Raw genomic sequence first — 25,103 nt, forward strand, 5'->3', positions numbered from 1 at the left:
GCCGCGTCCTCACATACTAGTAGGTTCGGCGGCGCCCTCCTCGGCGCGGGCCGTCGGCGACGCGCCGGACACGGCGGTTCCGGCGAGCGGGTCCACGAGGATCTCCTCGTCCATCGGCGCCTCGAACTGGGCGTTGTAGAGGCGCCAGTACGCTCCCTTGGCAGCGAGGAGCTGATCGTGCGTGCCCTGCTCGACGATCGCGCCCTCCTCCATCACGAGGATGAGATCGGCGTCGCGGATCGTGGAGAGCCGATGGGCGATGACGAAGGCCGTGCGGTCCTCTCGCAGGCGCGACATCGCCCGCTGAATGAGGAGCTCGGTGCGCGTGTCGACGGAGCTCGTCGCCTCGTCGAGGATCAGGATCCGCGGGTCGGCGAGGAAGGCGCGAGCGATGGTCACGAGCTGACGCTCGCCCACGCTGAGGTTCGTCGCCTCGTCGTCGAGCAGCGTGTCGTACCCGTCGGGGAGCGCATGCACGAACCGATCGACATAGGCGGCGGTGGCGGCCTGAAGGATCTCCTCCTCCGAGGCATCCGGCCGCCCATAGGCGATGTTCTCGCGGATCGTGCCGGAGAAGAGCCACGTATCCTGCAGGACCATGCCCGTCCGCGACCGCAGGTCGTCACGCGTCATGCGGCGCGTGTCGACGCCGTCGAGCGAGATCCGGCCCGCATCGACGTCGTAGAAGCGCATGATGAGGTTGACCAGGGTCGTCTTGCCGGCACCGGTCGGGCCGACGATCGCGACCGTGCTTCCCGGCTCGGCGGCCAGAGAGAGATCGTCGATGAGCGGCGTGTCGGCGACGTAGCGGAACGACACGTCCTCGAAGGCGAGCCGGCTGGCGTGGTCGGGCGCCGTCTCGGCGGAGACGTCGTCGGGCTCCTCCTCCGTCTCGTCGAGCAGCTCGAACACGCGCTCGGCGCTCGCGACCCCCGACTGGAGCAGATTCGCCATCGACCCGAGCTGGCTGAGCGGCTGCGTGAACTGCCGGGAGTACTGGATGAAGGCCTGGACGTCGCCGATCGACAGGAGCCCTGCCGCGACCTGCAGCCCGCCGACGACGGCGATCGCGACGTAGACGAGATTCCCGATGAACATCATCGAGGGCATGATCACACCCGAGAGGAACTGCGCGCCGAAGCTCGCCTTGTAGAGCTCCTCGTTCTCGGCACGGAAGTCGGCCTCGACTTCCTTCTGGTGCCCGAAGACCTTCACGATCGCATGCCCCGAGAAGGTCTCCTCCACTCGGGCATTGAGGACGCCGGTGGACTTCCACTGCGCCACGAAGAGCTTCTGCGAGCGTCGGGCCACAACGACGGTGACGACCACCGTCAGGGGGATCGTCACGAGAGCGATCACCGCGAGGAGCGGCGAGATCACGAACATCATGACGAGCACGCCGACCACCGTCAGCAGCGAGATCACGACCTGCGACAGGGTCTGCTGCATCGTCTGGCCGATGTTGTCGACGTCGTTGGTCACGCGGCTGAGCAGTTCCCCTCGCTGCACCTTGTCGAAGTACGACAGCGGCAGCCGGTGCACCTTGTCCTCCACCTGCAGGCGCAGGCGATGCATCGCCCGCTGCACGATCCCGTTCAGCAGCCGCGCCTGCAGCCAGCCGAAGAGGCTCGCGAGCACGTACACGACCAGCACGAGCACGAGGATCGACGCCAGCTGCTCGAAGTCCACCCCCGCGCCCGGCGTGAAGTCCATCGCGGCGATCATGTTCGCCTGATCCTGGTTGCCCTCGGCGATGAGAGCGTCGACGACCTGCTGCTTCGTCGCTCCCGGGGGAACCTGCAGCGACAGATAGCCCGCGAACACGACGTTGGTCGCATTCCCCAGAAGCTTCGGGCCGATCACCGTGAGAGCGACCGACAGCACCGAGAAGACCAGCACCACCACCAGCAGCGGCATGTCGGAGCTGAGCGTCGCCAGGAGCCGTTTCGCGCTCGGGCCGAAGGTCTTCGCCTTCTCGCCGCCGGCGACCTGCCCCATGGGTCCGCGCTGCATCGGCATGCGCTGCGGTCCGCGCTGCATGCCGCTCATGCCGCTGCCTCCGCCGTCAGCTGCGACTCCACGATCTCGGCGTACGTCTCGCACGTCTCGACCAGTTCGTCGTGGGTGCCGAGGCCGACCATGCGTCCGTGGTCGAGCACGATGATCTGATCGGCGTGCCGGATCGTCGAGACGCGCTGGGCCACCACGATCCTCGTCGCATCGGGCAGCTGCGTATCGAGTGCGCGGCGGAGCGCGGCATCCGTCGCCAGATCCAGCGCCGAGAACGAGTCGTCGAAGATGTACACCTCGGGCCGCTTGACCAGCGCCCGGGCGATCGCGAGGCGCTGCCGCTGCCCGCCCGACACGTTCGTGCCGCCCTGGGCGATGGGGGCCTCGAGTCCCTCGGGCAGCGCCGCGACGAAGTCGCGGGCCTGCGCGAGCTCGAGCGCCCGCCACAGCTCGTCGTCGGTCGCCTCGCCGTTGCCGTACCGGAGGTTCGACGCGACCGTTCCCGAGAAGAGGAATGCCCGCTGCTGGACGAGGCCGATGCGTCGCCACAGCTCGTCGGGGTCGTAGTCGCGGACGTCGAGCCCGTCGACCCGCACCGCGCCGGCGGTCACGTCGAACAGGCGCGCCACCAGGCCGATGAGGGTCGTCTTGCCCGCACCGGTCGAGCCGATGACCGCCGTGGTCGTGCCGGGCTCGACGGTGAACGTGATGTCGCGCAGGACGGCGTCCTCGGCTCCCGGGTAGGCGAAGTCGACGCCGTCGAACTCGACGCGGCCGGCGGGCGCGGGCGCCCCCGCGGCGACCGCCGGGGCCGACACCGACGGCTCGGTCTCGAGCACCTCGCCGATGCGGTTCGCGCACACGGCCGCCCGCGGGATCATCACGAACATGAAGGTCGCCATCATGACGCCCATCAGGATCTGCATGAGGTACTGCAGGAACGCGAACAGCGTGCCGATCTCGACGCCCTCCTGCACCTGGAAGGCGCCGAACCAGATGACGGCGACACTCGACACGTTCATGACGAGCATGACCGCGGGGAACATCAGCGCCATGAGGTTGCCGGCCCGCAGCGCGGTCTCCTGCACCTCGTCGCTCGCGACGGCGAACCGGGCGCGCTCCTCGCGCTCGCGCACGAACGCGCGGACGACACGGATGCCGGTGAGCTGCTCGCGCATGATCTGGTTCACGCGGTCGATGCGCTTCTGCATCGTGGTGAACGCGGGCACCATGCGCCACACGATCAGCCCGACGATCACCAGCAGGACGGGGATCGCCACCGCCATCAGCCAGGCAAGGCCGGCGTCCTGCCGCACCGCCATGATGACGCCGCCGATGGCGAGCATCGGCGCGGCGATCATCAGGGTCGCGGAGACCTGCACGAGCATCTGCACCTGCTGGACGTCGTTGCTGTTGCGCGTGATGAGCGACGGGGCGCCGAACTGCCCGACCTCGCGCTGCGAGAACGCGACGACGCGGTGGAAGACGTCCCCGCGCAGGTCACGGCCCATCGCCATCGCAAGCCGGGAGCCGAAGTAGACCGCGACGATCGCGCACACGATCTGCACGAGGCTCACGCCGAGCATGACGCCGCCGGTCTCCCAGATGTAGGGGATGTCGCCGGTCACCACGCCGTTGTCGATGATGGCGGCGTTCAGCGTCGGCAGCAGCAGCGACGCGATCGACTGCGCGAGCTGGAACACGACGACGGCGACGATGAGCGGCCACGCGGGCCGCAGGTACCGCACCAGGAGCTTTCCGAGCACGAGGGTCCTTCCCGTGCGCTCCCCGCACCGCGGATCGCGGCATCGCGCACAGGATGCGACGCTACGCCTCGCCGAGGACCGATGACAATTTCCCGGCGTACGCCCTCCGCGAACCGGCCGGAGCCGGTCGCGAACGAGTCGTCAGACGCGAGCGCCCGGGTCGGCCGGCAACGGGAAGAGCGCGTCGATGCGGGCGAGCTCGTCTGCCGTCGGCGACCACGCGGTGGCCGCGGCGGCGTTCGCGTGGACCTGCTCGGGCGACGTCGCCCCCGCGATCACGCTGGCGAGTGCCGGGCGAGCCAGCAGCCAGCCGAACGTGGCCTCGAGCATCGTGATGCCTCGCTCGTCGCAGAACGCCTGGAACGCCTCGAGCGCGTCCCACGGCGCCTCCTGCCACACGTGCTGACGCTGCCGCATGATGCGGGTGTCGGCGGGCGCGTGGTCGCGGGTGAACTTTCCGGTGAGCAGGCCGTTGTGGAGCGGAAAGTATGGCAGGAACCCCAGCCCGAAGCGCTCGACGGCCGGCAGCACCTCGCGCTCGGCGGCGCGGGCGAGGAGGCTGTAGTGGTTCTGCGCCGATACGAACGGCACGCCCGCCCGCTCCGCGGCGACGTAGTGCGCCTCGGCGATCTGCCAGCCCGAGAGGTTCGAGTGGCCGATGTAGCGCACCTTGCCCTCGCGGACGAGATCGGCCAGCACGTCAAGGGTCTCCTCGATCGGCGTCAGGGGGTCGGGCGTGTGCAGCTGGTACAGGTCGATCCAGTCGGTCTGAAGGCGGACGAGGGATGCCTCGACCGCCCGCCGGACGTACGAGCGCGATGCGGGCGAACCGATGGGTCCGTACCCCATGTCGCGCCCCGAGTGACCGAACTTGGTCGCCAGTGTCACCCGGTCGCGACGCCCGCGGAGCGCCTCGCCCATCAGCGTCTCGGACAGACCGGGGTCCTTGCCGTACATGTCGGCCGTGTCGAGGAACGTGACGCCGGCGTCGATGGCCGCGTCGAGCACGTCCCGGGTTCCGTCGAGCGTCTCGGTGCGCGTGCCCGGGCGACCGAAGTTGTTGCATCCGAGTCCGACAGCGGACACGAGCAGGCCGGAGGCGCCGACGCGGCGCGCGGGAACAGCGGTTTCGGGGGTCATCCCTCCACGTTAGCCTTCGCCGGGAGGGCCGCCCCGCGGCGCCAGCAGTGCCCGCATGCGACGATCCCCCGCCCGTGCGGGCGAGGGATCGTCGGAAGCCTTTACGGCTTGGGCGGCTCGGGCGATGCCGGCGGCTCCGTCGCGGCAGGAGGCTCCGTCGCGGCGGGAGGCTCGGTCGCGGTGGGAGGCTCCGTCGCCGCGGGCGGCGGGGTCGCAGCCGGAGGCGTCGCCGGCGGCTGAGCGGCAGCGGGCGGGGGCGTGTACGCCGGCGGTGCGGCCGGGGCAGCCGGCGGAGCAGCGGGCGCGGCGGGCGGGGGCGTGTAGCCAGCCGGGGGCTGGTAGCCCGCGGGCGGGGCGGCGTAGCCGGCGGGAGCCGCAGCCGCAGCGGGACCGACGGGTGCGCCGGGCTGGATCGGGATCCCCTGCCACACCACGGTGTCCTTGAGGAAGCTGTTGCGCCACGGCGCGGGCGCGATGTTCGGGTTCCACGGCGAGGTGGTGAACGCCAGGATGCCGAGCCACACGAGATAGCCGACGCCCGGGATCAGCCACAGGAGCAGATACGGCCAGTCCTTGCCGAGCTTGAGGCCGACGCGCCATCCCACGAGGACCGATGCCGCCAGGGCAGCGAGCGAGAGGATCCACCCGATGACGGGGATCTGGCTGAACAGCGACAGGGCGAGGGCGCCCAGCATGACCCACGGCGAGAGATCGCCGAGCTTGGCGAGCACCAGCATGTTGTACACCGGCACCCAGGCGCGCCACTTGCCCTGCACACCGGCCTTGTCGAAGATCTTCATCAAGAAGAAGGAGCCGATGACATAACCGGCGATCGCCAAGATGAAGATCAGCGGAAGCAGCACGAGCAGCACCGCCGCCATCGCACCGTAGCCATAGTCGTCGTACATGAGCGTCCTCTCCGGAACGATCGTCGATATGCCCCTGCACACCGAGCCGGGCACGCGCCCCGCGGCTCACATGCTAGCGATGCGCGCGCACGCATGTCAGCAGAAACGACGTGTTTCGGGGGCTGACCCCCGCCGCCTGGGTGGGTAGCCTGAGCATCATGACCGATCCCACACGCCCCGTTCCGCCTCTGCCCGACCAGCCCGCGGACGAGGCGGCCCGTTCTGCGGGCGCCCCGACAGGCGCGACGACGCCCGCGTACGACCCGGCGAGCGACCCCGACAACACCGGCGTGCCCCGGTCTCTCGGCGACGACGCCCCGGCGATCGGCCGAGGCTTCTTCGCCGCCCTCTTCGATCTCAGCTTCCGCACCTTCATCACCCGTCGCCTGGCGAGCGTGTTCTACCTCGTCGGGCTCATCGCCATCACGATCGGCTTCATCGTCTACCTCGTCAACGGCATCGTCGGCGGGGTGTCCCTGCTGTGGATCAACACCGGGGCGGGCATCACCGCCATCATCGCGACGCTGATCATCGTGCCGCTCGTGTCGTTCATCGCGATCATCGCCCTGCGGTTCATCATCGAGGCCGTCGTCGCCCTGATCGCGATCGCCGAGAACACCGAGCGCACCGCCCAGCACACGCGTCTGTGAGCTCAGGCGAAGAGTTCGAGTTCGCCTGACGCCCCGTCACGGACGCGGAGGCCCGCGGCATCCGCCCACCGCACGAACGCACCGCGGGACGCGATGCGCGGGCGCTCGTCTGCCAGGCGGCGCACCAGCGCGCCCTTGGCGTGCTTGTTGAAGTGATTCAGGGCGCGGACCGCGCCGCCGTCCGTCTCGCTCACGACCCGTACGTACGCCGACGGGACGGCGTCGGGCAGGGGCCCCAGAGCGACGTACGCCTCGGAGCGCAGATCGAGCACGAAGCGCGGTGATTCGTGCTCGAAGGCGGCGGTGACGGCATCCGCCCACACGCGCTTGAGCGCCGGGAGGCCCGGAAGCGACGCGGCGGCCCCGAGCCGGTAGGCGGGAATGGGGTCGAGCGCGCCGACGGGTCCGAAGGGCGCGGAGTGGACGAGCACGTGCGCGCCCAGCCAGCGGCGTGATGAAGCGGGGAGGGATGCCGCGTCCAGCGCGTCGTAGAGCACACCGGTGTACCGGTCGACGGCCGGCATGGTCGGCGCTGTCCGCAGCGCAGCGTTGACCGCCACCTCACCCCGCTGGGTGGCGCCGAGCTTGAGCACGCGCGCCGCGTGGTCCTCGTCGGCCGACAGCGCGATGAGCGCGTCGATGACAGCCGCGCGCTGCGGTGCGAGAGAGGGCAGGGCGAGGGATGCCGCCTCCACCGGTCGCCCGCGCCCGCCGGGGCGCTTCGTCTCGGACGGCGGCAGCAGGATCAGCACGAGGACTCCGGGTGCGGGGCGGGTGATGCGAGACGAAACGCCCCGCGTCCGCGGACGGACGGGGGCGTTTCGCTCTGAACGATGTCAGGAGATGAGGGCCGCGTTGCCGGCGACGATCGTGAGGTCGTCCCCCGCCATGGAGAGGAAGCCGTCCTGCGCGTTCGCCACGATCTTCGACCCCGAGGTCTGGGTGATGCGCACCTGACCCTCGGCGAGGATCGCGAGCACCGGCTCATGACCGGACATGAATCCGATCTCGCCTTCGACGGTCTTGGCGACGACCAGCGACGCCTCCCCCGACCAGACCTCCGCGTCGGCGGAGACGAGACTCACCTTGAGCGGCATGATCAGCCGTTCTCCTTCTGGATGCGGGCCCACGCCTCTTCGACGTCGGAGATGCCGCCGACGTTGAAGAACGCCTGCTCGGCGACGTGGTCGAAGTCACCCTTGACGATGGCGTCGAACGACTCGATGGTCTCCTTGATCGGAACCGTGGAGCCCTCGACACCGGTGAACTTCTTCGCCATGTAGGTGTTCTGCGAGAGGAACTGCTGGATGCGGCGTGCACGGGACACGACGACCTTGTCCTCTTCGGAGAGCTCGTCGACACCGAGGATCGCAATGATCTCCTGGAGCTCCTTGTTCTTCTGCAGGATCTGCTTCACGGCGGTGGCCACGCGGTAGTGGTCCTCACCGATGTAGCGCGGGTCGAGGATGCGGCTCGTCGAGGCGAGCGGGTCGACCGCGGGGTACAGACCCTTCGACGCGATCTCACGCGAGAGCTCCGTGGTGGCGTCGAGGTGCGCGAACGTGGTCGCCGGGGCCGGGTCGGTGTAGTCGTCGGCCGGCACGTAGATCGCCTGCAGCGAGGTGATCGAGTGACCGCGCGTCGAGGTGATGCGCTCCTGCAGGATGCCCATCTCGTCGGCCAGGTTCGGCTGGTAGCCCACCGCCGACGGCATGCGGCCGAGGAGGGTCGAAACCTCGGAGCCCGCCTGCGTGAAGCGGAAGATGTTGTCGATGAAGAGGAGCACGTCCTGCTTCTGGACGTCGCGGAAGTACTCCGCCATCGTCAGGGCCGACAGCGCGACGCGAAGACGCGTCCCCGGCGGCTCGTCCATCTGGCCGAACACGAGGGCGGTCTTGTCGAAGACGCCCGCCTCCTCCATCTCGTGGATGAGGTCGTTGCCCTCACGGGTGCGCTCGCCGACACCGGCGAACACCGACACACCACCGTGGTCCTGCGCGACGCGCTGGATCATCTCCTGGATGAGGACCGTCTTGCCGACGCCCGCACCGCCGAAGAGGCCGATCTTTCCACCCTGCACGTACGGGGTGAGCAGGTCGATGACCTTGATGCCCGTCTCGAACATCTGGGTCTTCGACTCGAGCTGGTCGAAGTTCGGCGCCTTGCGGTGGATCGGCCAGCGCTCGGTGACCTCGATGGTCTCGCCCGGCTCGCCGTTGAGCACCTCGCCCGTGACGTTGAACACCTTGCCCTTGGTGACGTCGCCGACGGGGACGGTGATCTGCTCGCCGGTGTCGCGCACCTCCTGGCCGCGGACCATGCCGTCGGTGGGCTTGAGCGAGATGGCGCGGACGAGGTCGTCGCCGAGGTGCTGCGCGACCTCGAGCGTGATCTCGGTCGACTCGCCGTCGATGGTGATCGTGGTCTTCAGCGCGTTGTAGATGTCGGGGATCGAGTCGTGCGGGAACTCGATGTCGACGACCGGACCGGTCACGCGCGCGACGCGGCCGACGACCGCGGTCTCGGTCTTCTCTGCGGTGAGGCTCATGGCTTCTTCTCTTTCGTGTGGTCTATTTGCCCGACGCCAGAGCGTCGGCGCCGCCGACGATCTCGGCGATCTGCTGCGTGATCTCGGCCTGGCGAGCGTTGTTGCGCAGGCGGGTGTAGTCGGTGATGAGCTTGTCGGCGTTGTCGCTGGCCGACTTCATCGCCTTCTGGGTCGCGGCGTGCTTCGCGGCCGACGACTGCAGGAGGGCGTTGAAGACGCGGCTCTGGATGTACACCGGCAGGAGCGCGTCGAGCACCGTCTCGGCATCCGGCTCGAACTCGTAGAGCGGGTACACCTGGGCCGACGACGCCTCTTCGGCCTCGACGACCTCGAGCGGAAGCAGGCGGACCTGCTCCGGCGTCTGGGTCATCATGCTCACGAAGCGGTTGTAGACGAGGTGGATCTCGTCGACGCCGCCGTCCTCGCCGCCGCGGTCGTACGCGTCGAGCAGCGTCGCCGCGATCTCCTCGGCCGTGTGGAAGTGGGGGGTGTCGGTGTCACCGGTCCACTCGGCAGCGGCCTCCATACGACGGAACTGGAAGTACCCGACGGCCTTGCGACCGACGAGGTAGTACACCGGCTCCTTGCCCTGCTCGCGCAGGAGCTGCGCGAGCTCGAGGCCCTCGCGGAGGATCTGCGAGTTGAACGCGCCCGCGAGACCTCGGTCGGACGAGAAGATCACGACGGCGGAGCGGCGGATCGTCTCGCGTTCGACGGTCAGCGGGTGATCGACGTTCGAGTGCGTCGCCACGGCGGAGACGGCTCGCGTCACGGCACGCGCGAAGGGCGACGACGCGCGCACACGCGCCATCGCCTTCTGGATGCGCGAAGCCGCGATGAGCTCCATCGCCTTCGTGATCTTCTTGGTCGTCTGAGCAGAACTGATCTTCTGCTTGTAGACCCGCAGTTGTGCGCCCATGGTCCCTGTCCGGTATCGCCTTAGCGGCGGCCCTTGACGATCTTCTCCTGGTTCACATCGGCCGCCTCGGCTGCCGCGACCTCTTCGTGGCCGGGCTTGCCGATGGCCTGACCCTTGCCGGCCTGGAACTCGAGGATGAACTCGTCGGTCTTCTTCGAGAGCTCGGCCACCGTGTCGTCGTCGAGGACGTTCGTGTCACGGAGGGTGTCGAGGATCGAGGTGTTGCGACGCAGGTAGTCCAGCAGCTCGCGCTCGAACGACAGCACATCCTCGACCTCGATCGAGTCGAGCTTGCCGTTGGTGCCGGCCCAGATCGAGACGACCTGCTCCTCGACCGGGTACGGCGAGTACTGCGGCTGCTTGAGCAGCTCGGTCAGACGAGCACCGCGGGCGAGCTGACGACGCGAGGCCGCGTCGAGGTCGGAGGCGAACATCGCGAACGCCTCGAGCGAGCGGTACTGCGCCAGCTCGAGCTTGAGCGTGCCGGAGACCTTCTTGATCGACTTGACCTGCGCGTCACCGCCGACTCGCGAGACCGAGATGCCCACGTCGACCGCCGGACGCTGGTTCGCGTTGAAGAGGTCCGACTGGAGGAAGATCTGGCCGTCGGTGATGGAGATGACGTTCGTGGGGATGTACGCCGAGACGTCGTTCGCCTTGGTCTCGATGATCGGGAGTCCCGTCATCGAACCGGCGCCCAGCTCGTCGGACAGCTTCGCGCAGCGCTCGAGCAGGCGCGAGTGCAGGTAGAAGACGTCACCGGGGTACGCCTCGCGGCCCGGCGGGCGGCGGAGGAGCAGAGACACGGCGCGGTAGGCCTCGGCCTGCTTCGACAGGTCGTCGAAGATGATCAGGACGTGCTTGCCGCCGTACATCCAGTGCTGGCCGATGGCCGAGCCGGTGTAGGGAGCGAGGTACTTGAAGCCCGCGGGGTCGGAGGCGGGAGCCGCGACGATCGTCGTGTACTCCATCGCGCCGGCATCCTCGAGCGCGCCCTTCACGGCCGCGATCGTCGAGCCCTTCTGGCCGATGGCGACGTAGATGCAGCGAACCTGCTTCGAGACGTCGCCCGACTCCCAGTTGGCCCGCTGGTTGATGATCGTGTCGATCGCGATCGCCGTCTTGCCGGTCTGACGGTCGCCGATGATGAGCTGACGCTGACCGCGGCCGACCGGGATCATGGCGTCGATGGCCTTGATGCCCGTCTGGAGCGGCTCGTGCACCGACTTGCGCTGCATCACGCCGGGCGCCTGAAGCTCGAGCGCGCGGCGACCCTCGTTCGCGATCTCGCCGAGCCCGTCGATCGGGTTGCCGAGCGGGTCGACCACGCGGCCGAGGTAGCCGTCGCCGACCGGGACCGAGAGGACCTCACCGGTGCGGGTGACCGACGCGCCGGCCTCGATGCCGGAGAACTCGCCGAGCACGACGACACCGATCTCGTGCTCATCGAGGTTCTGCGCGAGACCGAGCGTGCCGTCCTCGAACGTCACGAGCTCGTTCGCCATGACGCCGGGCAGGCCCTCGACGTGGGCGATGCCGTCGGCCGCGTCGATGACGGTGCCGACCTCGGTCGCCGCCGCCCCGGTGGGCTCGTACGCGGCGACGAAGTCCTTCAGCGCGTCACGGATGACGTCGGGGCTGATAGAGAGATCTGCCATTGTTTTCCTTCGTTCATGGGGCCTCGGCCCCGAAACCTCCGCCTGGCGGCGGGAAGACTTTTAGCCGGCGAGTCGCTGGCGGAGGTCCGCCAGCCGGGACGACACGCTCGCGTCGATCACGTCGTCGGCGATCTGCACGCGCAGCCCGCCCACCACGGTGGGGTCGACCACGGTGCTCAGCGACACGGCGGTGCCGTACCGCTTCGAGAGCGCATCGGCGAGACGCTCGGTCTGGGCGGCGCTCAGCGGCGTCGCGGCGTAGACCGTGGCGACCTTGCGCCCGCGCTGGTCGGCGACGAGCTTGATCGCCCGCGACAGCAGCTGGCGCACGCGGCGCTCGCGGGTCTGCTGCACGAGCGAGGCCACGATCAGCGTGGTGGAGCGGCTCGCACGACCGACGAGGAGCTTCTCGACGAGCGCGCCCTTCACGGAGGAGTCGCCGAGGCGGCTGCCGAGCGCGAGCTCGAGCTCGGAGTTCTCGGCGACCGTGCGCGAGAAGCGGAAGAGCTCCGCCTCGACGTCGGCTTCGGGCTCGGCGATCGAGGCCGCGCGGACCGCGAGCTCTTCGATGCCATCCACGAGCTCCGACGCCGAGGACCAGCGCTGCTCGACGGCCGTCGTCAGAAGCGACACCGTCGCGGGCTTGACCGCCTTGCCGAAGACCGCCGCCACGACGTTGCGGCGGGCCTCGACGGGCGCGGCGGAGTCGGCGAGCGCGCCGCTCAGCTGCGACGAGTCGCCCACGGCGCGTGCGGCGGCGAACAGCTCGCCGGCCACGTCGAGGTCGACGCCCGACGCGGCGTCGAGCGCCATCGTCGTCGCCGCGAGGGCCTGAGTGGTCGCGCTGCCCATTACTTCGACGCCTTCTCTGCCTCGGATGCCTCGAGCTCGGCCAGGAAGCGGTCGACGACGGCCTGAGCCTTCTTGTCGTCGGACAGCGTCTCGCCGATCACGCCGCCGGCGAGGTCGAGGGCGAGCGAGCCCACCTCGCTGCGCAGCGACACGAGCGCGGACTGGCGCTCTGCCTCGATCTGGGCGTGAGCGGTGCTGGTCAGACGCGCGGCCTCGGCGGCAGCGGTCTCCTTTGCCTCGGCGACGATCTTCTTGCCGTCCTCGCGGGCGGCGTCGCGGATCTCACCGGCTTCCTTACGGGCGTCGGCCAGCTGAGCCGTGTACTCCTCGAGCGCGGCCTCGGCCTTGCGCTGGGCCTCGTCGGCCTTGGCGATGTTGCCCTCGATCGCAGCGGAGCGCTCGTCGAGCAGCTTCTTCATCCGGGGCAGGGCGACCCGCCAGAAGATGATGAGGATGACGACGAAGCAGACCGCCGACCACACGATGTCGTACGTGGCGGGCAGAAGGGGGTTGTAGGACTCCCCTTCCTCCGCGGCGTACGTGACAAGAGCGTTCAGCATCCTGTCTCCTTAGGTCGAGAGATTGCGATCAGAAGCCGAAGATGAAGCCGGTGGCGATGCCGATGAAGGCGAGCGCCTCGGTGAAGGCGATACCGATCCACATGAGCACCTGCAGGCGGCCGGCGAGCTCGGGCTGGCGCGCCACGCCCTCGATCGTCTTGCCGACGACGATGCCCACGCCGATGGCCGGGCCGATCGCGGCAAGGCCGTAACCGACGGTAGCGACGGAGCCGGTGACCTCGGCGAGAACCGTAGTTGCGTCCACGGGGGTGTTTCCTTTCGGTTGTGGGCGACCTTCCGGTCGTCCCGTATCAGTGCTCTTCGGCGACCGCGAGCTGGATGTAGACCGCGGTGAGAAGGGCGAAGACGTAGGCCTGGAGGACAGCCACCAGGATCTCGAACAGGGTGAAGACGAAGCCGAACGCGAGGCTGCCGGCGCCGAGGATCGACCACCATCCGCCCAGGTCGAAGATGAAGAACTGCGTGGCGGCGAAGAAGAGCACCAGCAGGAGGTGGCCGACCATCATGTTCATGAGGAGTCGCAGCGTCAGCGTGACGGGACGGATGATGAAGGTCGAGATGAGCTCGATCGGCGTGACGATGATGTAGATCGGCCACGGCACGCCCGAGGGGAACAGCGAGTTCTTGAAGAAGTTCTTCGGGCTCTTCTTGATGCCGGCGTAGATGAAGGTGACGTAGCTCACGATCGCGAGGGTGAGCGGAACCGCGATGATGCTCGTGCCGGCGATGTTCAGACCGGGGATGATGCCGGTGATGTTCATGAACAGGATCATGAAGAAGAGCGTCGTGAGGATCGGCAGGAAGCGCTGGGCGTCCTTCTTGCCGAGGAGGTCCTCGCCGATGTTCACGCGGACGAAGTCGAGGCCCATCTCGACGAGGCTCTGGAACCGGCCCGGCACCACCTTCATGCGGCGCGTGCCCAGCCAGAAGATGAGGACCACAGCGATCGTCGCGAGGAACTGGATCAGGTGGATGCGGTGGATCGACAGCGCCTCGATGCCGAACGGCGTGAAGAGGATCTCCGGGAAGAACTCGACGATCGAGGGACCGTGGAATTCCGGCGGAGCATCCGCGGCAAGGGGGGCGATCAGGGTCGCAGCTTGAGTAGTCAGCGCTGGCTCCAGCTTCGGGGCATCGGTCGAGAACCGTTGCGACGATGGTCGGTGAGCGTCACTCCGCAAGGGCTCGCAGAGCGAGCATGGGCGGGCGCGAGATCAGCCTATCAAACTTGAGGGGCGCCGGAATCCGCGCCCGGACGCTGCGGTCCGTCCTCGCGTCGGTCCCCCTCGTCCGGATCGGTCGGCAGCTGCACGTCGCTCACGTGCGGCACCCGCATGCGCAGGAGCACGAGCACGTCCACCGCGAGCGAGGCGAGCACGCTGGCGACGAGGGCGAGGAAGAACACGGTCGGCTCGACCCACGGCTGTCCGCGGAGCACGAACAGCAGCACCAGGAACACGACGAACTTCAGGATCCAGCCGCCGAGCACGATGCCGAAGAAGATCGGCACGTAGAGCGGGTCGCCGTACCAGCGGTTGGCGATGAGGATGCTGGCGACGGTGATGCCGAGGAACAGCGCCGCGATCACGACTCCCGCCAGCGCGCTCCACAGCCCGTCGGTGCCGGCGACGAGGTATCCGATCACCCCTCCGATCACCGCGAGGGCACCGGCGACGATGCTCCCCCACACCAGGACGGTGCGCAGGATCGGCGTGCTCGAGACGGGGTTGGGGCTCATCGGGCGTCCTCCAGGACGGGATCGGGGGCGGATGCCTGCGCGGAGCGGCGCGAGGGCAGAAGGGTCACGACGAGGCAGGCACCGGCGCCGACGACGCCGAACGCGACGCCGAGCAGGTAGTCGCCGGGCCATCCCTCGGACGTGCCGATGTACATCAGCAGCACGGAGAGGCTCACGATCGTCGTCCAGGCGTAGAAGATGAGCACGGCCCCGAGATCGGAGTGGCCCATGTCGAGCATGCGGTGGTGCAGGTGCTTGCGGTCGGGAGAGAAGGGCGACTTGCCCTTGCTCATGCGCCGGACGACGGCCAGCCCGAAGTCGAGCAGCGGCAGCAGCACGATGACGACCGGCAGCAGGATCGGGATGAAGGCGCCCAGCAGCTGCGAGCGGCCGAACTCGTCGTTGTCGCCGACCATCGCCGGCGTGATGCTGCTGGTCACGGCGATCGCCGAGCACGCCATGAGGAGCCCCAGCATGAGGGCGCCGGAGTCTCCCATGAAGAGCTTCGCCGGCTTCCAGTTCAGCGGCAGGAAGCCCGCGCACACGCCGATGAGCACTGCGGCGATGAACGACGCGAGATTGAAGTACGAGCTCGCTCCGGTGTCGCGCGCGAGCATGTAGGAGTAGGCGAAGAACACGCCGTTGGCGATGAGGCACACCCCGGCGACGAGCCCGTCGAGGCCGTCGATGAAGTTGACGGCGTTCATGACGACGACGATCGAGAAGACGGTGAGCGTGAAGCTCATCCAGCTCGACCCCATCGCGATGCCGCCGATCGGCAGCGAGTAGATCTGCAGCTCGCCGAACCACGCGATGATGCCGGCGGCGAGGAACTGCGCGCCGAGCTTGATCATCCAGTCGAGGTCCCACAGGTCATCGGCGACGCCGACCAGCACGATGAGGAACGTCGCGCCGAGGATCGCCCACACCTGCACCGGCTCGCTCCAGATGATGGCGAAGAACGGATGCTGCGACGACACCAGGAATGCGGCGACCACGCCCAGGAACATCGCGACTCCGCCGAGCCGGGGCGTGGGGGTCTTGTGGACGTCCCGCTCGCGGATGCCCGGGTAGAGCTTGTACTTGAGACTCAGCCGCCAGACGGTCCACGCCAGCGCGAAGGTGACAGCCGCGGTGAAGAGGATCGTGAAGACGTACTGCTTCACGAGGAGCTCGGGTCTTCGGGGTCGGGCTCCAGCAGCTCGCCGAGCACCTCGCGGAGCTCGGCGCGCGAGACCGCCCCGTCGCGCAGCACCCGGACGAGCGACTCGCCGTCACCCACGAGGCTCGTCGCATCGATGATCGTCGAGGCGACGCCGTTGCTCGACAGACCGTCGGCGAGGTACACCGCGACGCTCTCGCCGAGCATCTGCTCGGCATCCTCCGCGCTGATGGCCGCGGCCCTGCCGGTGAGGTTGGCGCTCGACACCGCGAGCGGGCCGGTCTCCTCGAGCAGCTCGAGGGCGATGCGGTGCGCGGGCATGCGCACGGCGACCGTGCCCCGGGTCTCTCCGAGATCCCACGAAAGCGACGGCTGTGCCGGCAGCACGATGGTCAGGCCGCCCGGCCAGAACCTCTCGACCAGGCGGTCCACAGGCTCGGGCACCTCGGCGACGAGCGCCCTCAGCGTCGCGACGCCGGCGACCAGCACGGGCGGGGGCATCTGCCGCGTGCGTCCCTTCGCGTCGAGGAGCCGCTGGACGGCGTTCGCGCTGAATGCGTCGGCGGCCACGCCGTACACGGTGTCGGTGGGGATGACGACGAGCTCGCCGCGGCCGATGGCCTGACGCGCGTTGCGCATTCCGGACAGCAGCTGCGCCTCATCACGGCAGTCGAAGATCGGGGACATGTCGCGCACAGTCTAATTGCGAGGTCGTGGACGGATGCTGCGAACCGGCGCTCAGGGACGGATCGCCGTGGTCGCGCGATCCCTCATCGTGAGGTCGGGGTGGGTCGCGGCCGCGCGCCATCCGTCGGCCGTCAGGATCTGGCGGATCGCCTCGCCCTGCCACTCGCCGTGCTCGATCACGATCGTCCCGCCGGGGTGCGCGAGCCGCAGGCCGACCCCGCTCAGGACGCGCACGACGTCGAGGCCGTCCTCTCCGCCGTACAGCGCCGCCGGCGGATCGAAGAACCTCACCTCCGGGTCGCGGGGGATCGCGGCATCCGGCACATACGGCGGATTCGACGCGACCACCGACACCGTCCCGTCGAGCTCGGGGAACGCGCGGGCCAGATCGATGAAGGCGAGCGTGGCGTTGTCGGCGCCGGTGCGGGCGAAGTTCTCGGTGGTCCACACGAAGGCGTCGACGGAGTTCTCCGCGGCGAACACCCGCGCGTGCGGGACCTCGGTGGCCATCGCGAGGGCGATCGCGCCGCTTCCGGTCCCGAGATCCACGGCGACGGGGGCGGGGGATGCCGCGGCACGCAGCGCGTCGATGGCGAGCTGTGCGACCATCTCGGTCTCGGGCCGGGGAACGAACACCCCCGGGCCGACCCGCAGCTCGAGGTGGCGGAACGGCGCGAGCCCGGTGATGTGCTGCAGCGGCTCGCGGGTCGCGCGCCGCTCGACCACGGCGGCGAAGCGCGCGGCATCCGTCTCGGACATCGCATCGCCCCTCACGACCGCCGCCTGCACTCCTCCGCGCCCCGTGTCGAGCACGAATGCGAGGAGCAGCTCGGCATCGACGTCGGGATCGGGCACGCCCACGTCGGAGAGGCGGGCGACGGCGCGCCGGAGCGCGCCGGAGACGGAGGGGGTCGGGTCGAGTGCAGCCATGGGCCCGTCCAGCCTAAGCCCGCCAGGGTAGCGGGCCGGGGCCAGCACTTCGTCACACAAGGACTCACGTCAAACGCCTCCCCCTAGGCTGTTTCCACCCGCTGACGTCTTCTCTCGAAAGGGCCGACATGACCGGCATCCACCCCGACATCACCTCCGCCTTCGGGAACACCCCGCTCGTGCGCCTCAACCGCATCGCGGAGGGCGTCGGCGGCAACGTTCTCGCGAAGCTCGAGTTCTACAACCCGGCCTCGAGCGTCAAGGACCGCCTCGGCATCGCCATCGTCGACGCCGCCGAGGCCTCCGGCGAGCTCAAGCCCGGCGGCACCATCGTCGAGGCCACGAGCGGCAACACCGGCATCGCCCTCGCGATGGTCGGGGCGGCCCGCGGCTACCGCGTCGTCCTCGCCATGCCGTCCTCGATGTCGATCGAGCGCCGCCTGCTGCTCAAGGGCTACGGCGCCGAGCTCGTGCTCACCGACCCCGCCGGCGGCATGAAGGGCGCCCTCGCGAAGGCCGACGAGATCCTCGCCGAGATCCCGGGCGCCGTCCTCGCCCGCCAGTTCGAGAACCAGGCGAACGTCGAGATCCACCGCAAGACCACCGCCGAGGAGATCCTCCGCGACACCGACGGCCAGGTCGACTACTTCGTCGCCGGCATCGGCACCGGCGGCACCATCACGGGCGTCGGCCAGGTGCTCAAGGAGCGCGTCCCCGGCGCGAAGGTCATCGCGGTCGAGCCCGCGGACTCTCCGCTGCTCACCAAGGGCACGCCCGGACCCCACAAGATCCAGGGCATCGGCCCGAACTTCGTGCCCCCGATCCTCGACCAGGGCGTCATCGACGAGGTCATCGACGTGGAGTTCGCCGACGCGATCGAGACCGCGCGCGCCGTCGGCACGAAGGACGGCATCCTCGTCGGCATCTCGTCCGGTGCCGCCGTCTGGGCCGCCCTGCAGGTCGCGGCGCGTCCCGAGGCCGAGGGCAAGAACATCGTCGTGATCATCCCGTCCTTCGGCGAGCGCTACCTGTCGACGGCGCTTTTCGAGAACCTGCGAGAGGATTGAGCCACACCGCTCCAGAAAGGCGCTCCGTGCCAGGAATCCACTCCGACATCTCCACCGCCTTCGGCGAGACGCCCCTCGTGAGGCTCAACTCCCTCACCGAGGGCCTCGGCGCCGAGGTGCTCGTCAAGCTCGAGTTCTACAACCCGGGCTCGAGCGTCAAGGACCGCCTGGGCTATGCGCTCATCGCGGCGGCCGAGAAGTCCGGCGAACTCCAGCCCGGCGGCACGATCGTCGAGTCCACGAGCGGCAACACCGGCATCGCACTGGCGCTCATCGGCGCGGCGCGCGGCTACAAGGTCATCCTCACGATGCCCGCCTCGATGTCGAAGGAGCGCCGGACGCTGCTCAAGGCCTACGGCGCAGAGCTCGTCCTCACCGACCCCTACAAGGGGATGACGGAGGCGGTCGCCGAAGCGCAGCGCATCGTCGAGGCGACCCCCGGAGCGATCCTGGCGCGCCAGTTCGAGCACGAGGCGAACGCCGAGATCCACCGCCGGACGACCGCCGAGGAGATCTGGCGCGACACCGAGGGGCGCGTGGACTACTTCGTCGCCGGCTCGGGAACGGGCGGCACCATCACCGGGGTCGGGCAGGTGCTCAAGCAGCGCAACCCCGACGTGCGGGTGGTGGTCGTCGAGCCGAAGGACTCCCCCATGCTGTCGGAGGGCCGCGCGGGCGGTCACCGCATCCAGGGCATCGGGCCGAACTTCGTGCCGTCGGTGCTGGACCGATCCGTGATCGACGAGATCTTCGACGTCGAGTTCGACGACGCCATCCGCGTCGCGCGCGAGCTGGCGACGTCGGAGGGCATCCTCGCGGGCATGTCGGCCGGCGCCGCCGTGTGGGCGGCGCTCGAGATCGCGGCCCGCCCCGAGGCGGCCGGCAAGCGCATCGTCGTGATCGTGCCCGACTCCGGTGAACGGTACCTGTCGACGGCCCTCTACGAGCACCTCCGCGAACCCGAGAAGGCCGCGTCATGAGCGAGCGCATCGGCTTCTTCGCACGCCTGCAGGAGGACGTGGTGGCCGCGCGCCTGCGCGACCCCGCGGCGCGGAGCGGCCTCGAGATCGCCCTCCTGTACCCCGGCCTGCACGCCATCTGGGCGCACCGCCTGTGGCACGCGCTGTGGGTGCGTCGCGTGCGGTTCGTCGCGCGCGCGGGCTCGCAGATCACCCGCTGGCTCACGGGCATCGAGATCCACCCGGGTGCGACGATCGGCCGCCGGTTCTTCATCGACCACGGCATGGGCGTCGTCATCGGCGAGACGGCCGAGGTCGGCGACGACGTCATGCTCTACCACGGTGTGACGCTCGGCGGTCGTCAGCGTGAGGGCGGGAAGAGGCATCCGACCATCGAAGACGGCGTCGCCGTCGGAGCCGGCGCGAAGATCCTCGGACCCATCACCGTGGGCGCGGGCTCGCTCGTGGGAGCGAACGCCGTCGTCACGAAGGACGCCCCGCCCGACAGCGTCCTGGTCGGCGTGCCGGCCAAGCCCCGCGGCCGCCGAGACGGCGAAGACACCCGCGCCCTGCTCACCACCCCCGAGTACCCCGAGTACCACATCTGACGCGGGCGCTCCGGCCCCGGGGCACCCGACCGCTCAGCGCCGGCCCCGCCGGTGGACTCATCTCTACGAAACCGACCCTGCAGCGCTCAATGAGCGTCGACTTCACACAGACGAACTCTCGAGAGCCACGCGCACGCGCCGAACTGCTTCGCGCGGGACCACGAAGACGTGCGAACCCGTCAGGCGGATCGTGCGCCAGCCGGCGGCGCTGTACGCGGTGTACTTGTCGATGTCGCGCTCCAGCTGCTTTCGCGTGAGGTGCCCGTCGCTCTCGTACTCCACAGCCACTCGTCGATCCGGATAGGCGAGCTCGGAGCAGCCGAGCCATCGCCCATGATCGTCGAGGACGTCGTAGTCGAGTGCGGGCTCGGGCAGGCCGCCGTCGACGAGCACCAGTCGCAACCATGACTCCGGCCGCGAGGATGCGCCGTCGCGGGCCCGTTCCAGTGCCGCGCGGAGGATCGCCGCTCCACGTCGACGTCCGGCGACGAGGGCGGCCTCGAGCTCTTCCCGCGTCCCGAGCGGTCCCTTCGTCGATGGCCGTGCAACGCCCGGATGCCGCGGCACACGGATGATCGCATCAGCGACGGCGACGAGATCGTTGAGCCCGAGATGTCCTCCGAGCATCGCCCACGTCGTCGCTACGTCTGTCAGCGGCACCCCGTCGACGCGGGTGGTACGGAACATCCGTGGGAGGACCTGCACACCCACCACCCCGCGACGACGAGGCGCACTCCGCGGATACGGCACTCCGACATGGAGCGGCTGAGCCGGGGTGGGCGGGAGCGGCAGACCGTGGAGGGCTGCCGCGGTCGGTCCGACGAAGAAGGCGTCTGGCGGCATCGCCGGTAGGTAACCGACGACGCGCTTCTGCAGCTCGAGTCGGCGCCTCTCCCATCCGTCGAGCATCGGGGTCGCCCCGCGGACGAGGGTCCGTGTCCCGTGAGTGAGCCGCTCGAGGTCGGATCCGCGCAGTCGCCCCTCCCCCATCCCCGCCGCGAGGGCGTCCGCGACACGGAAGGAGCCGCCGAGACTCGGCGGGACGGCGATGCGAGGCATCCGACCACCCTGGCGCACGCCCGGAGCGGCGGTGCGCGCCTTCCACAAGCCCGAGCGCTCCTAGCCCGCGCTCGTCTGTACGAAAACGACGCCCTCTCCGCCGCTGAGCATCGGTTTCGTACAGACGAAACGGTCGTGGGCGTTCAGCAGCCGCAGGGCTGGGGAGGAGCCGCTCAGTCGCGGCGCTGGTCGACCTTCTTCTTGATCAGCAGCGGCGGGAGCAGCCAGGTGGCGAGCGCCGTGACCAGCCACACGACGAGCGTGCCGAGGATCCACGCGAGGGGTCCGTCGATGCCGATCCCGGCGGCGGGGATCACGACGGCGATCAGCAGCGCGACGAACGTCGAGAGCAGTCCGATCCCGCCGAGGAACGCGTTGGCGTGACGGCGGGTGATGGTGAACAGCCACGGCGCGAGCACGCTCTGCAGCACGGCGAAGATCACGACGGCGAGGAGCACGCCCCACCAGTCGTTCCAGTGCAGGGTGAACCCGGGCACGAGCAGGTCGGCGGCGATGAGCCCCAGGAACGCGGAGACGAGGAAGATCAGCGCACGGATGACGAGGGTGAGCACGCGCCCAGGCTAGTCCCCCCAACGCGGCAGAGGACGGATGCCTCGCCCACCGCGCGCTCAGACCGCGTCAGTCCTCGCCGCCGAGGGCCGCGAGCCGGGCTTCCTCGTCAGCCTGGATGGCCGACTCGATGAGGGGCTCGAGCGCGCCGTCCATGACCTGGTCGAGGTTGTAGGCCTTGTAGCCGGTGCGGTGGTCGGCGATGCGGTTCTCGGGGAAGTTGTACGTGCGGATGCGCTCGGAGCGGTCCATCCCGCGGATCTGCGATTTGCGGGCGTCGGATGCCGCGGCCTCGAGCTCCTCCTGCTGCTTGGCGAGCAGGCGGGCGCGAAGCACGCGCATGCCGGCCTCGCGGTTCTGCAGCTGCGACTTCTCGTTCTGCATCGACACGACGATCCCGGTCGGCACGTGCGTGATCCGCACGGCGGAGTCCGTCGTGTTGACCGACTGACCGCCGGGGCCCGACGAGCGGAAGACGTCGATCTTCAGGTCGTTCGGATCGATGTGGATCTCTTCGGGCTCGTCGACCTCGGGGAAGACGAGCACGCCCGTGGTCGAGGTGTGGATGCGTCCCTGCGACTCGGTCGCCGGAACGCGCTGCACGCGGTGCACGCCGCCCTCGTACTTGAGGTGCGCCCACACGCCCTGCGCGGGGTCGGTCGACGACCCCTTGATCGCGACCTGGACGTCCTTGTACCCGCCGAGGTCGGATTCGTTGCGCTCGAGGAGCTCGGTCTTCCACCCCTTGGACGCGGCGTACTGCAGGTACATCCGCAGCAGGTCGGCGGCGAACAGCGCCGACTCGGCGCCGCCCTCCCCCTGCTTGATCTCCATGATCACGTCGCGCGCGTCGTCGGGGTCCCGCGGGATCAGCAGGCGCCGCAGCCGCTCCTGCGCCTCGGCGAGCCCCGCCTCGAGCGAGGGGACCTCTTCGGCGAAGGCGTCGTCCTCTTTCGCGAGTTCGCGAGCGGCTTCCAGATCATCGGATGCCGCGACCCAGTCCTCGTGCGCCTTGACGATCCTCGACAGCTCGGCGTAGCGCCGGTTGACCCGCTTGGCGCGCGCCGCATCGGCGTGCACCGCGGGGTCGGAGAGCTCCTCCTGAACGGCGCGGTGCTCCTCGATCAGCCCTTTGACGGACTCGAACATCACGCGTCAGCGGATGCTGTTGTCGTCTGCGTGGCTGCGTCCGCCGCCGTGGCCGGTGGTCGGAGCCGGGATCGACTTCTGCATCTGCACGAGGAACTCGACGTTCGACTGGGTCTCCTTGAGCTTGCCGAGCACGACCTCGAGGGCCTGCTGGGGCTCGAGGCCGGCCAGCGCGCGGCGGAGCTTCCAGGTGATCTTGACCTCGTCGTTCGACAGGAGCATCTCCTCGCGACGCGTCGACGACGCGTTGACGTCGACGGCCGGGAAGATGCGCTTGTCGGCGAGCTGACGGTTGAGGCGCAGCTCGCTGTTGCCGGTGCCCTTGAACTCCTCGAAGATGACGTCGTCCATCTTGGACCCGGTCTCGACGAGGGCCGTTGCGAGGATCGTGAGCGATCCGCCGTTCTCGATGTTGCGCGCGGCGCCGAAGAAGCGCTTCGGCGGGTAGAGCGCCGACGCGTCGACGCCACCGGTGAGCACGCGGCCCGAGGTGGGCGCCGAGATGTTGTAGGCACGGCCGAGGCGGGTGATCGAGTCGAGCAGCACGACGACGTCGCGGCCCAGCTCGACGAGACGCTTGGCGCGCTCGATGGCGAGCTCGGCGACCGTCGTGTGGTCCTCGGCGGGACGGTCGAAGGTCGAGGCGATGACCTCGCCCTTGACCGTGCGCTGCATGTCGGTGACCTCTTCGGGGCGCTCGTCGACGAGCACGACCATGAGGTGGACCTCGGGGTTGTTGGTCGCGATGGCGTTGGCGATCTGCTGCAGCACGATCGTCTTGCCGGCCTTGGGCGGCGCGACGATGAGGCCGCGCTGGCCCTTGCCGATCGGCGCCACGAGGTCGATGATGCGCTGCGTCAGCTTCTCGGGAGCCGTCTCGAGGCGCAGGCGCTCCTGCGGGTAGAGCGGCGTGAGCTTGCCGAACTCGACGCGGGTCGCGGCATCCTCGACCGACAGGCCGTTGATGGCATCGACCTTGACCAGCGCGTTGTACTTCTGGCGGCTGGACTGCTCGCCCTCGCGGGGCTGCTTGATCGCACCGACGACGGCGTCGCCCTTGCGGAGGTTGTACTTCTTGACCTGGCCGAGCGAGACGTAGACGTCGCTCGTGCCGGGCAGGTAGCCCGAGGTGCGCACGAAGGCGTAGTTGTCGAGCACGTCGAGGATGCCCGCGATCGGGATCAGGACGTCGTCCTCGCCGATCTCGGTCTCGAACTCGTCGCCGGCCTGGTTCGCCCCGCGACGCTTGTTGCGCTGGCGGTTGCGGCCGCCGGGCTGCTGCTCGTCGTCGGCGTCGGCCGGCGCCTGCTCCTTGGGCGCGTTCTGCGCCGGGCCGCTCTGGCCGCCCTGCGCGTTGGCGTTCGCGTTCGCGTTGCCGTTGCGGTTGCGGCTGCGGCTGCGCGAGCGGCTGCGGCTGCGCGACGGCGCCTCCTCGCCACCCTCGTTCGCCTGCTCGGCGGAGTCGGAGTCGGATGCCTCGGCAGCCGCCTCGCCCTGGGCGGGCGCGGACTCCTCGGCGGGAGCGTCGGTCTTGGCTTCAGCCGGAGCGTCGGTGGTGGCCTCGGCGGGGGCCTCGGCGGGCGCCTCGGCCGGAGCGTCGGTCGTCGCCTCGGCGGCCGCGCCGCCGGCCGCAGCCTCGGCCGTATCGGCGGGAGCCTCGGCGGGCGCCGCGGTCTCGGCAGCGGGCTCGGGCTGGGGGTCGGTGCTCTTGGCACGGCGCGGGGCCCGCTTGCGCGGCGCCTTCGCAGGCTTCTCGGTGGGCGCCTCGGCCTCAGCGGCGGGGGCCTCAGCGGCGGGGGCCTCAGCGGCGGGGGCCTCAGCGGCGGGGGCCTCAGTGGCGGGGGCCTCAGTGGCCGGTGCCTCGGCAGCCGGCTGCTCGGCGGCCGGGGCCTCAGCAGCCTCGGCCTGAGCCGCGGGCGCCTCTTCGGCGGCCGGCTCGTCGGCCGGAGCGGCCTCGGCGGCGGGCGCCTCGGCCTCGACCTGAGTGGTGGTGTCGACGTTCTCGGCCGTCTCGGGCGCTTCGGCGCGCTCGTCGGCTGCGGCGTCGGCAGCATGGATCTCGGAGATGGACTCCACGAGTTCTCCCTTGTCAAACGAATGGAATATGCACGTTCGCACGGACACTCTGCTCGGCAGGCGTCT

25 protein-coding genes are annotated in these 25,103 nt (G+C 69.5%); 4 read left to right on the top strand and 21 right to left on the bottom strand.

Annotation, left to right across the window (positions count from 1 at the left end):
• Nucleotides 1–9: 9 nt before the first annotated feature.
• From HF323_RS05115 to HF323_RS05130, 4 genes are all read right to left on the bottom strand, one after another.
• Entirely contained in the window at nucleotides 10–2,019 is a 2,010-nt protein-coding gene (locus HF323_RS05115) for an ABC transporter ATP-binding protein (RefSeq protein ID WP_169582108.1), read from the bottom strand.
• 26 nt (nucleotides 2,020–2,045) lie between these two features.
• Nucleotides 2,046–3,776: an ABC transporter ATP-binding protein gene (locus HF323_RS05120; RefSeq protein ID WP_169581517.1), complete on the bottom strand. Its 1,731-nt coding sequence runs from the start codon at nucleotides 3,774–3,776 to the stop codon at nucleotides 2,046–2,048.
• Nucleotides 3,777–3,917: 141 nt separating this feature from the next.
• The gene (locus tag HF323_RS05125) at nucleotides 3,918–4,916 is read right to left on the bottom strand and encodes an aldo/keto reductase (protein ID WP_169581518.1); all 999 of its coding nucleotides are present in this window, start codon (nucleotides 4,914–4,916) and stop codon (nucleotides 3,918–3,920) included.
• A 101-nt stretch (nucleotides 4,917–5,017) separates the two neighbouring features.
• Nucleotides 5,018–5,824, bottom strand: a complete 807-nt coding sequence (locus HF323_RS05130; RefSeq protein WP_169581519.1) for a large exoprotein — start codon at nucleotides 5,822–5,824, stop codon at nucleotides 5,018–5,020.
• A gap of 158 nt (nucleotides 5,825–5,982) precedes the next feature.
• On the opposite strand from HF323_RS05130, the gene HF323_RS05135 reads away from it, so the two are divergent.
• Nucleotides 5,983–6,474 (top strand): DUF4282 domain-containing protein, encoded by a 492-nt coding sequence (locus HF323_RS05135; RefSeq protein ID WP_169581520.1) that lies wholly within the window; start codon nucleotides 5,983–5,985, stop codon nucleotides 6,472–6,474.
• Nucleotides 6,475–6,476: 2 nt separating this feature from the next.
• Here HF323_RS05135 and HF323_RS05140 read toward each other — a convergent pair whose 3' ends face one another.
• From HF323_RS05140 to prmC, 13 genes are all read right to left on the bottom strand, one after another.
• Nucleotides 6,477–7,226 (bottom strand): peroxide stress protein YaaA, encoded by a 750-nt coding sequence (locus HF323_RS05140; RefSeq protein ID WP_169581521.1) that lies wholly within the window; start codon nucleotides 7,224–7,226, stop codon nucleotides 6,477–6,479.
• An 84-nt stretch (nucleotides 7,227–7,310) separates the two neighbouring features.
• On the bottom strand, nucleotides 7,311–7,571 hold the full coding sequence (locus HF323_RS05145; protein WP_169581522.1) for a F0F1 ATP synthase subunit epsilon: 261 nt from the start codon (nucleotides 7,569–7,571) through the stop codon (nucleotides 7,311–7,313).
• 2 nt (nucleotides 7,572–7,573) lie between these two features.
• Nucleotides 7,574–9,022: a F0F1 ATP synthase subunit beta gene (atpD, locus tag HF323_RS05150; protein ID WP_169581523.1), complete on the bottom strand. Its 1,449-nt coding sequence runs from the start codon at nucleotides 9,020–9,022 to the stop codon at nucleotides 7,574–7,576.
• 22 nt (nucleotides 9,023–9,044) lie between these two features.
• Complete coding sequence (locus HF323_RS05155) at nucleotides 9,045–9,941, bottom strand: F0F1 ATP synthase subunit gamma (protein WP_169581524.1); 897 nt, start codon at nucleotides 9,939–9,941, stop codon at nucleotides 9,045–9,047.
• Between the two features lie 20 nt (nucleotides 9,942–9,961).
• Nucleotides 9,962–11,599, bottom strand: a complete 1,638-nt coding sequence (atpA, locus tag HF323_RS05160) for a F0F1 ATP synthase subunit alpha (RefSeq protein WP_169581525.1) — start codon at nucleotides 11,597–11,599, stop codon at nucleotides 9,962–9,964.
• A 60-nt stretch (nucleotides 11,600–11,659) separates the two neighbouring features.
• A complete protein-coding gene (locus HF323_RS05165; protein WP_169581526.1) occupies nucleotides 11,660–12,451 on the bottom strand; it encodes a F0F1 ATP synthase subunit delta in 792 nt (263 codons plus the stop codon).
• A complete protein-coding gene (locus HF323_RS05170; RefSeq protein ID WP_169581527.1) occupies nucleotides 12,451–13,011 on the bottom strand; it encodes a F0F1 ATP synthase subunit B in 561 nt (186 codons plus the stop codon). The genes HF323_RS05165 and HF323_RS05170 overlap by 1 nt, the downstream gene beginning before the upstream one ends.
• 28 nt (nucleotides 13,012–13,039) lie before the next feature.
• A complete protein-coding gene (gene atpE, locus HF323_RS05175; protein ID WP_169581528.1) occupies nucleotides 13,040–13,276 on the bottom strand; it encodes an ATP synthase F0 subunit C in 237 nt (78 codons plus the stop codon).
• 46 nt (nucleotides 13,277–13,322) lie between these two features.
• Nucleotides 13,323–14,123, bottom strand: a complete 801-nt coding sequence (gene atpB, locus HF323_RS05180; RefSeq protein WP_188241667.1) for a F0F1 ATP synthase subunit A — start codon at nucleotides 14,121–14,123, stop codon at nucleotides 13,323–13,325.
• 131 nt (nucleotides 14,124–14,254) lie between these two features.
• Complete coding sequence (locus tag HF323_RS05185; RefSeq protein WP_169581529.1) at nucleotides 14,255–14,770, bottom strand: hypothetical protein; 516 nt, start codon at nucleotides 14,768–14,770, stop codon at nucleotides 14,255–14,257.
• A complete protein-coding gene (locus HF323_RS05190; RefSeq protein WP_169581530.1) occupies nucleotides 14,767–15,936 on the bottom strand; it encodes an MraY family glycosyltransferase in 1,170 nt (389 codons plus the stop codon). The genes HF323_RS05185 and HF323_RS05190 overlap by 4 nt, the downstream gene beginning before the upstream one ends.
• Nucleotides 15,933–16,619, bottom strand: coding sequence for an L-threonylcarbamoyladenylate synthase (locus HF323_RS05195; RefSeq protein WP_169581531.1), 687 nt, complete (start codon nucleotides 16,617–16,619; stop codon nucleotides 15,933–15,935). The genes HF323_RS05190 and HF323_RS05195 overlap by 4 nt, the downstream gene beginning before the upstream one ends.
• A gap of 51 nt (nucleotides 16,620–16,670) precedes the next feature.
• A complete protein-coding gene (prmC, locus tag HF323_RS05200; RefSeq protein WP_169581532.1) occupies nucleotides 16,671–17,549 on the bottom strand; it encodes a peptide chain release factor N(5)-glutamine methyltransferase in 879 nt (292 codons plus the stop codon).
• A gap of 128 nt (nucleotides 17,550–17,677) precedes the next feature.
• On the opposite strand from prmC, the gene cysK (HF323_RS05205) reads away from it, so the two are divergent.
• From cysK (HF323_RS05205) to epsC, 3 genes are read left to right on the top strand one after another with little or no spacing between them, the layout of a single operon-like run.
• A complete protein-coding gene (gene cysK / locus HF323_RS05205) occupies nucleotides 17,678–18,616 on the top strand; it encodes a cysteine synthase A (protein ID WP_169581533.1) in 939 nt (312 codons plus the stop codon).
• 26 nt (nucleotides 18,617–18,642) lie between these two features.
• Nucleotides 18,643–19,596 (top strand): cysteine synthase A, encoded by a 954-nt coding sequence (gene cysK, locus HF323_RS05210; protein ID WP_169581534.1) that lies wholly within the window; start codon nucleotides 18,643–18,645, stop codon nucleotides 19,594–19,596.
• A gap of 8 nt (nucleotides 19,597–19,604) precedes the next feature.
• The gene (gene epsC / locus HF323_RS05215) at nucleotides 19,605–20,183 is read left to right on the top strand and encodes a serine O-acetyltransferase EpsC (protein ID WP_348981581.1); all 579 of its coding nucleotides are present in this window, start codon (nucleotides 19,605–19,607) and stop codon (nucleotides 20,181–20,183) included.
• A 102-nt stretch (nucleotides 20,184–20,285) separates the two neighbouring features.
• On the opposite strand, the gene HF323_RS05220 is transcribed toward epsC, so the two are convergent.
• From HF323_RS05220 to rho, 4 genes are all read right to left on the bottom strand, one after another.
• Nucleotides 20,286–21,242, bottom strand: coding sequence for a hypothetical protein (locus tag HF323_RS05220; RefSeq protein WP_169581536.1), 957 nt, complete (start codon nucleotides 21,240–21,242; stop codon nucleotides 20,286–20,288).
• Between the two features lie 173 nt (nucleotides 21,243–21,415).
• Nucleotides 21,416–21,814, bottom strand: a complete 399-nt coding sequence (locus HF323_RS05225) for a phage holin family protein (protein ID WP_169581537.1) — start codon at nucleotides 21,812–21,814, stop codon at nucleotides 21,416–21,418.
• Between the two features lie 67 nt (nucleotides 21,815–21,881).
• The gene (gene prfA, locus HF323_RS05230; RefSeq protein ID WP_169582110.1) at nucleotides 21,882–22,961 is read right to left on the bottom strand and encodes a peptide chain release factor 1; all 1,080 of its coding nucleotides are present in this window, start codon (nucleotides 22,959–22,961) and stop codon (nucleotides 21,882–21,884) included.
• 6 nt (nucleotides 22,962–22,967) lie between these two features.
• Nucleotides 22,968–25,037, bottom strand: a complete 2,070-nt coding sequence (gene rho / locus HF323_RS05235; RefSeq protein WP_317451001.1) for a transcription termination factor Rho — start codon at nucleotides 25,035–25,037, stop codon at nucleotides 22,968–22,970.
• Nucleotides 25,038–25,103 lie beyond the last annotated feature (66 nt).

Source organism: Microbacterium sp. MF43 (assembly GCF_012847295.1).
In the GTDB taxonomy this organism is placed as follows: domain Bacteria; phylum Actinomycetota; class Actinomycetes; order Actinomycetales; family Microbacteriaceae; genus Microbacterium.

Bases quoted from the DNA above. Each gene is read 5' to 3' on its own strand.
- HF323_RS05115 (WP_169582108.1), bottom strand. From the start codon at position 2,019: ATGCCGATGCAGCGCGGACCCATGGGGCAGGTCGCCGGCGGCGAGAAG.
- HF323_RS05125 (WP_169581518.1), bottom strand. From the start codon at position 4,916: ATGACCCCCGAAACCGCTGTTCCCGCGCGCCGCGTCGGCGCCTCCGGC.
- HF323_RS05130 (WP_169581519.1), bottom strand. From the start codon at position 5,824: ATGTACGACGACTATGGCTACGGTGCGATGGCGGCGGTGCTGCTCGTG.
- HF323_RS05135 (WP_169581520.1), top strand. From the start codon at position 5,983: ATGACCGATCCCACACGCCCCGTTCCGCCTCTGCCCGACCAGCCCGCG.
- HF323_RS05145 (WP_169581522.1), bottom strand. From the start codon at position 7,571: ATGCCGCTCAAGGTGAGTCTCGTCTCCGCCGACGCGGAGGTCTGGTCG.
- atpD (WP_169581523.1), bottom strand. From the start codon at position 9,022: ATGAGCCTCACCGCAGAGAAGACCGAGACCGCGGTCGTCGGCCGCGTC.
- HF323_RS05155 (WP_169581524.1), bottom strand. From the start codon at position 9,941: ATGGGCGCACAACTGCGGGTCTACAAGCAGAAGATCAGTTCTGCTCAG.
- atpA (WP_169581525.1), bottom strand. From the start codon at position 11,599: ATGGCAGATCTCTCTATCAGCCCCGACGTCATCCGTGACGCGCTGAAG.
- HF323_RS05165 (WP_169581526.1), bottom strand. From the start codon at position 12,451: ATGGGCAGCGCGACCACTCAGGCCCTCGCGGCGACGACGATGGCGCTC.
- HF323_RS05170 (WP_169581527.1), bottom strand. From the start codon at position 13,011: ATGCTGAACGCTCTTGTCACGTACGCCGCGGAGGAAGGGGAGTCCTAC.
- HF323_RS05185 (WP_169581529.1), bottom strand. From the start codon at position 14,770: ATGAGCCCCAACCCCGTCTCGAGCACGCCGATCCTGCGCACCGTCCTG.
- HF323_RS05195 (WP_169581531.1), bottom strand. From the start codon at position 16,619: ATGTCCCCGATCTTCGACTGCCGTGATGAGGCGCAGCTGCTGTCCGGA.
- prmC (WP_169581532.1), bottom strand. From the start codon at position 17,549: ATGGCTGCACTCGACCCGACCCCCTCCGTCTCCGGCGCGCTCCGGCGC.
- cysK (WP_169581533.1), top strand. From the start codon at position 17,678: ATGACCGGCATCCACCCCGACATCACCTCCGCCTTCGGGAACACCCCG.
- HF323_RS05220 (WP_169581536.1), bottom strand. From the start codon at position 21,242: ATGCCTCGCATCGCCGTCCCGCCGAGTCTCGGCGGCTCCTTCCGTGTC.
- prfA (WP_169582110.1), bottom strand. From the start codon at position 22,961: ATGTTCGAGTCCGTCAAAGGGCTGATCGAGGAGCACCGCGCCGTTCAG.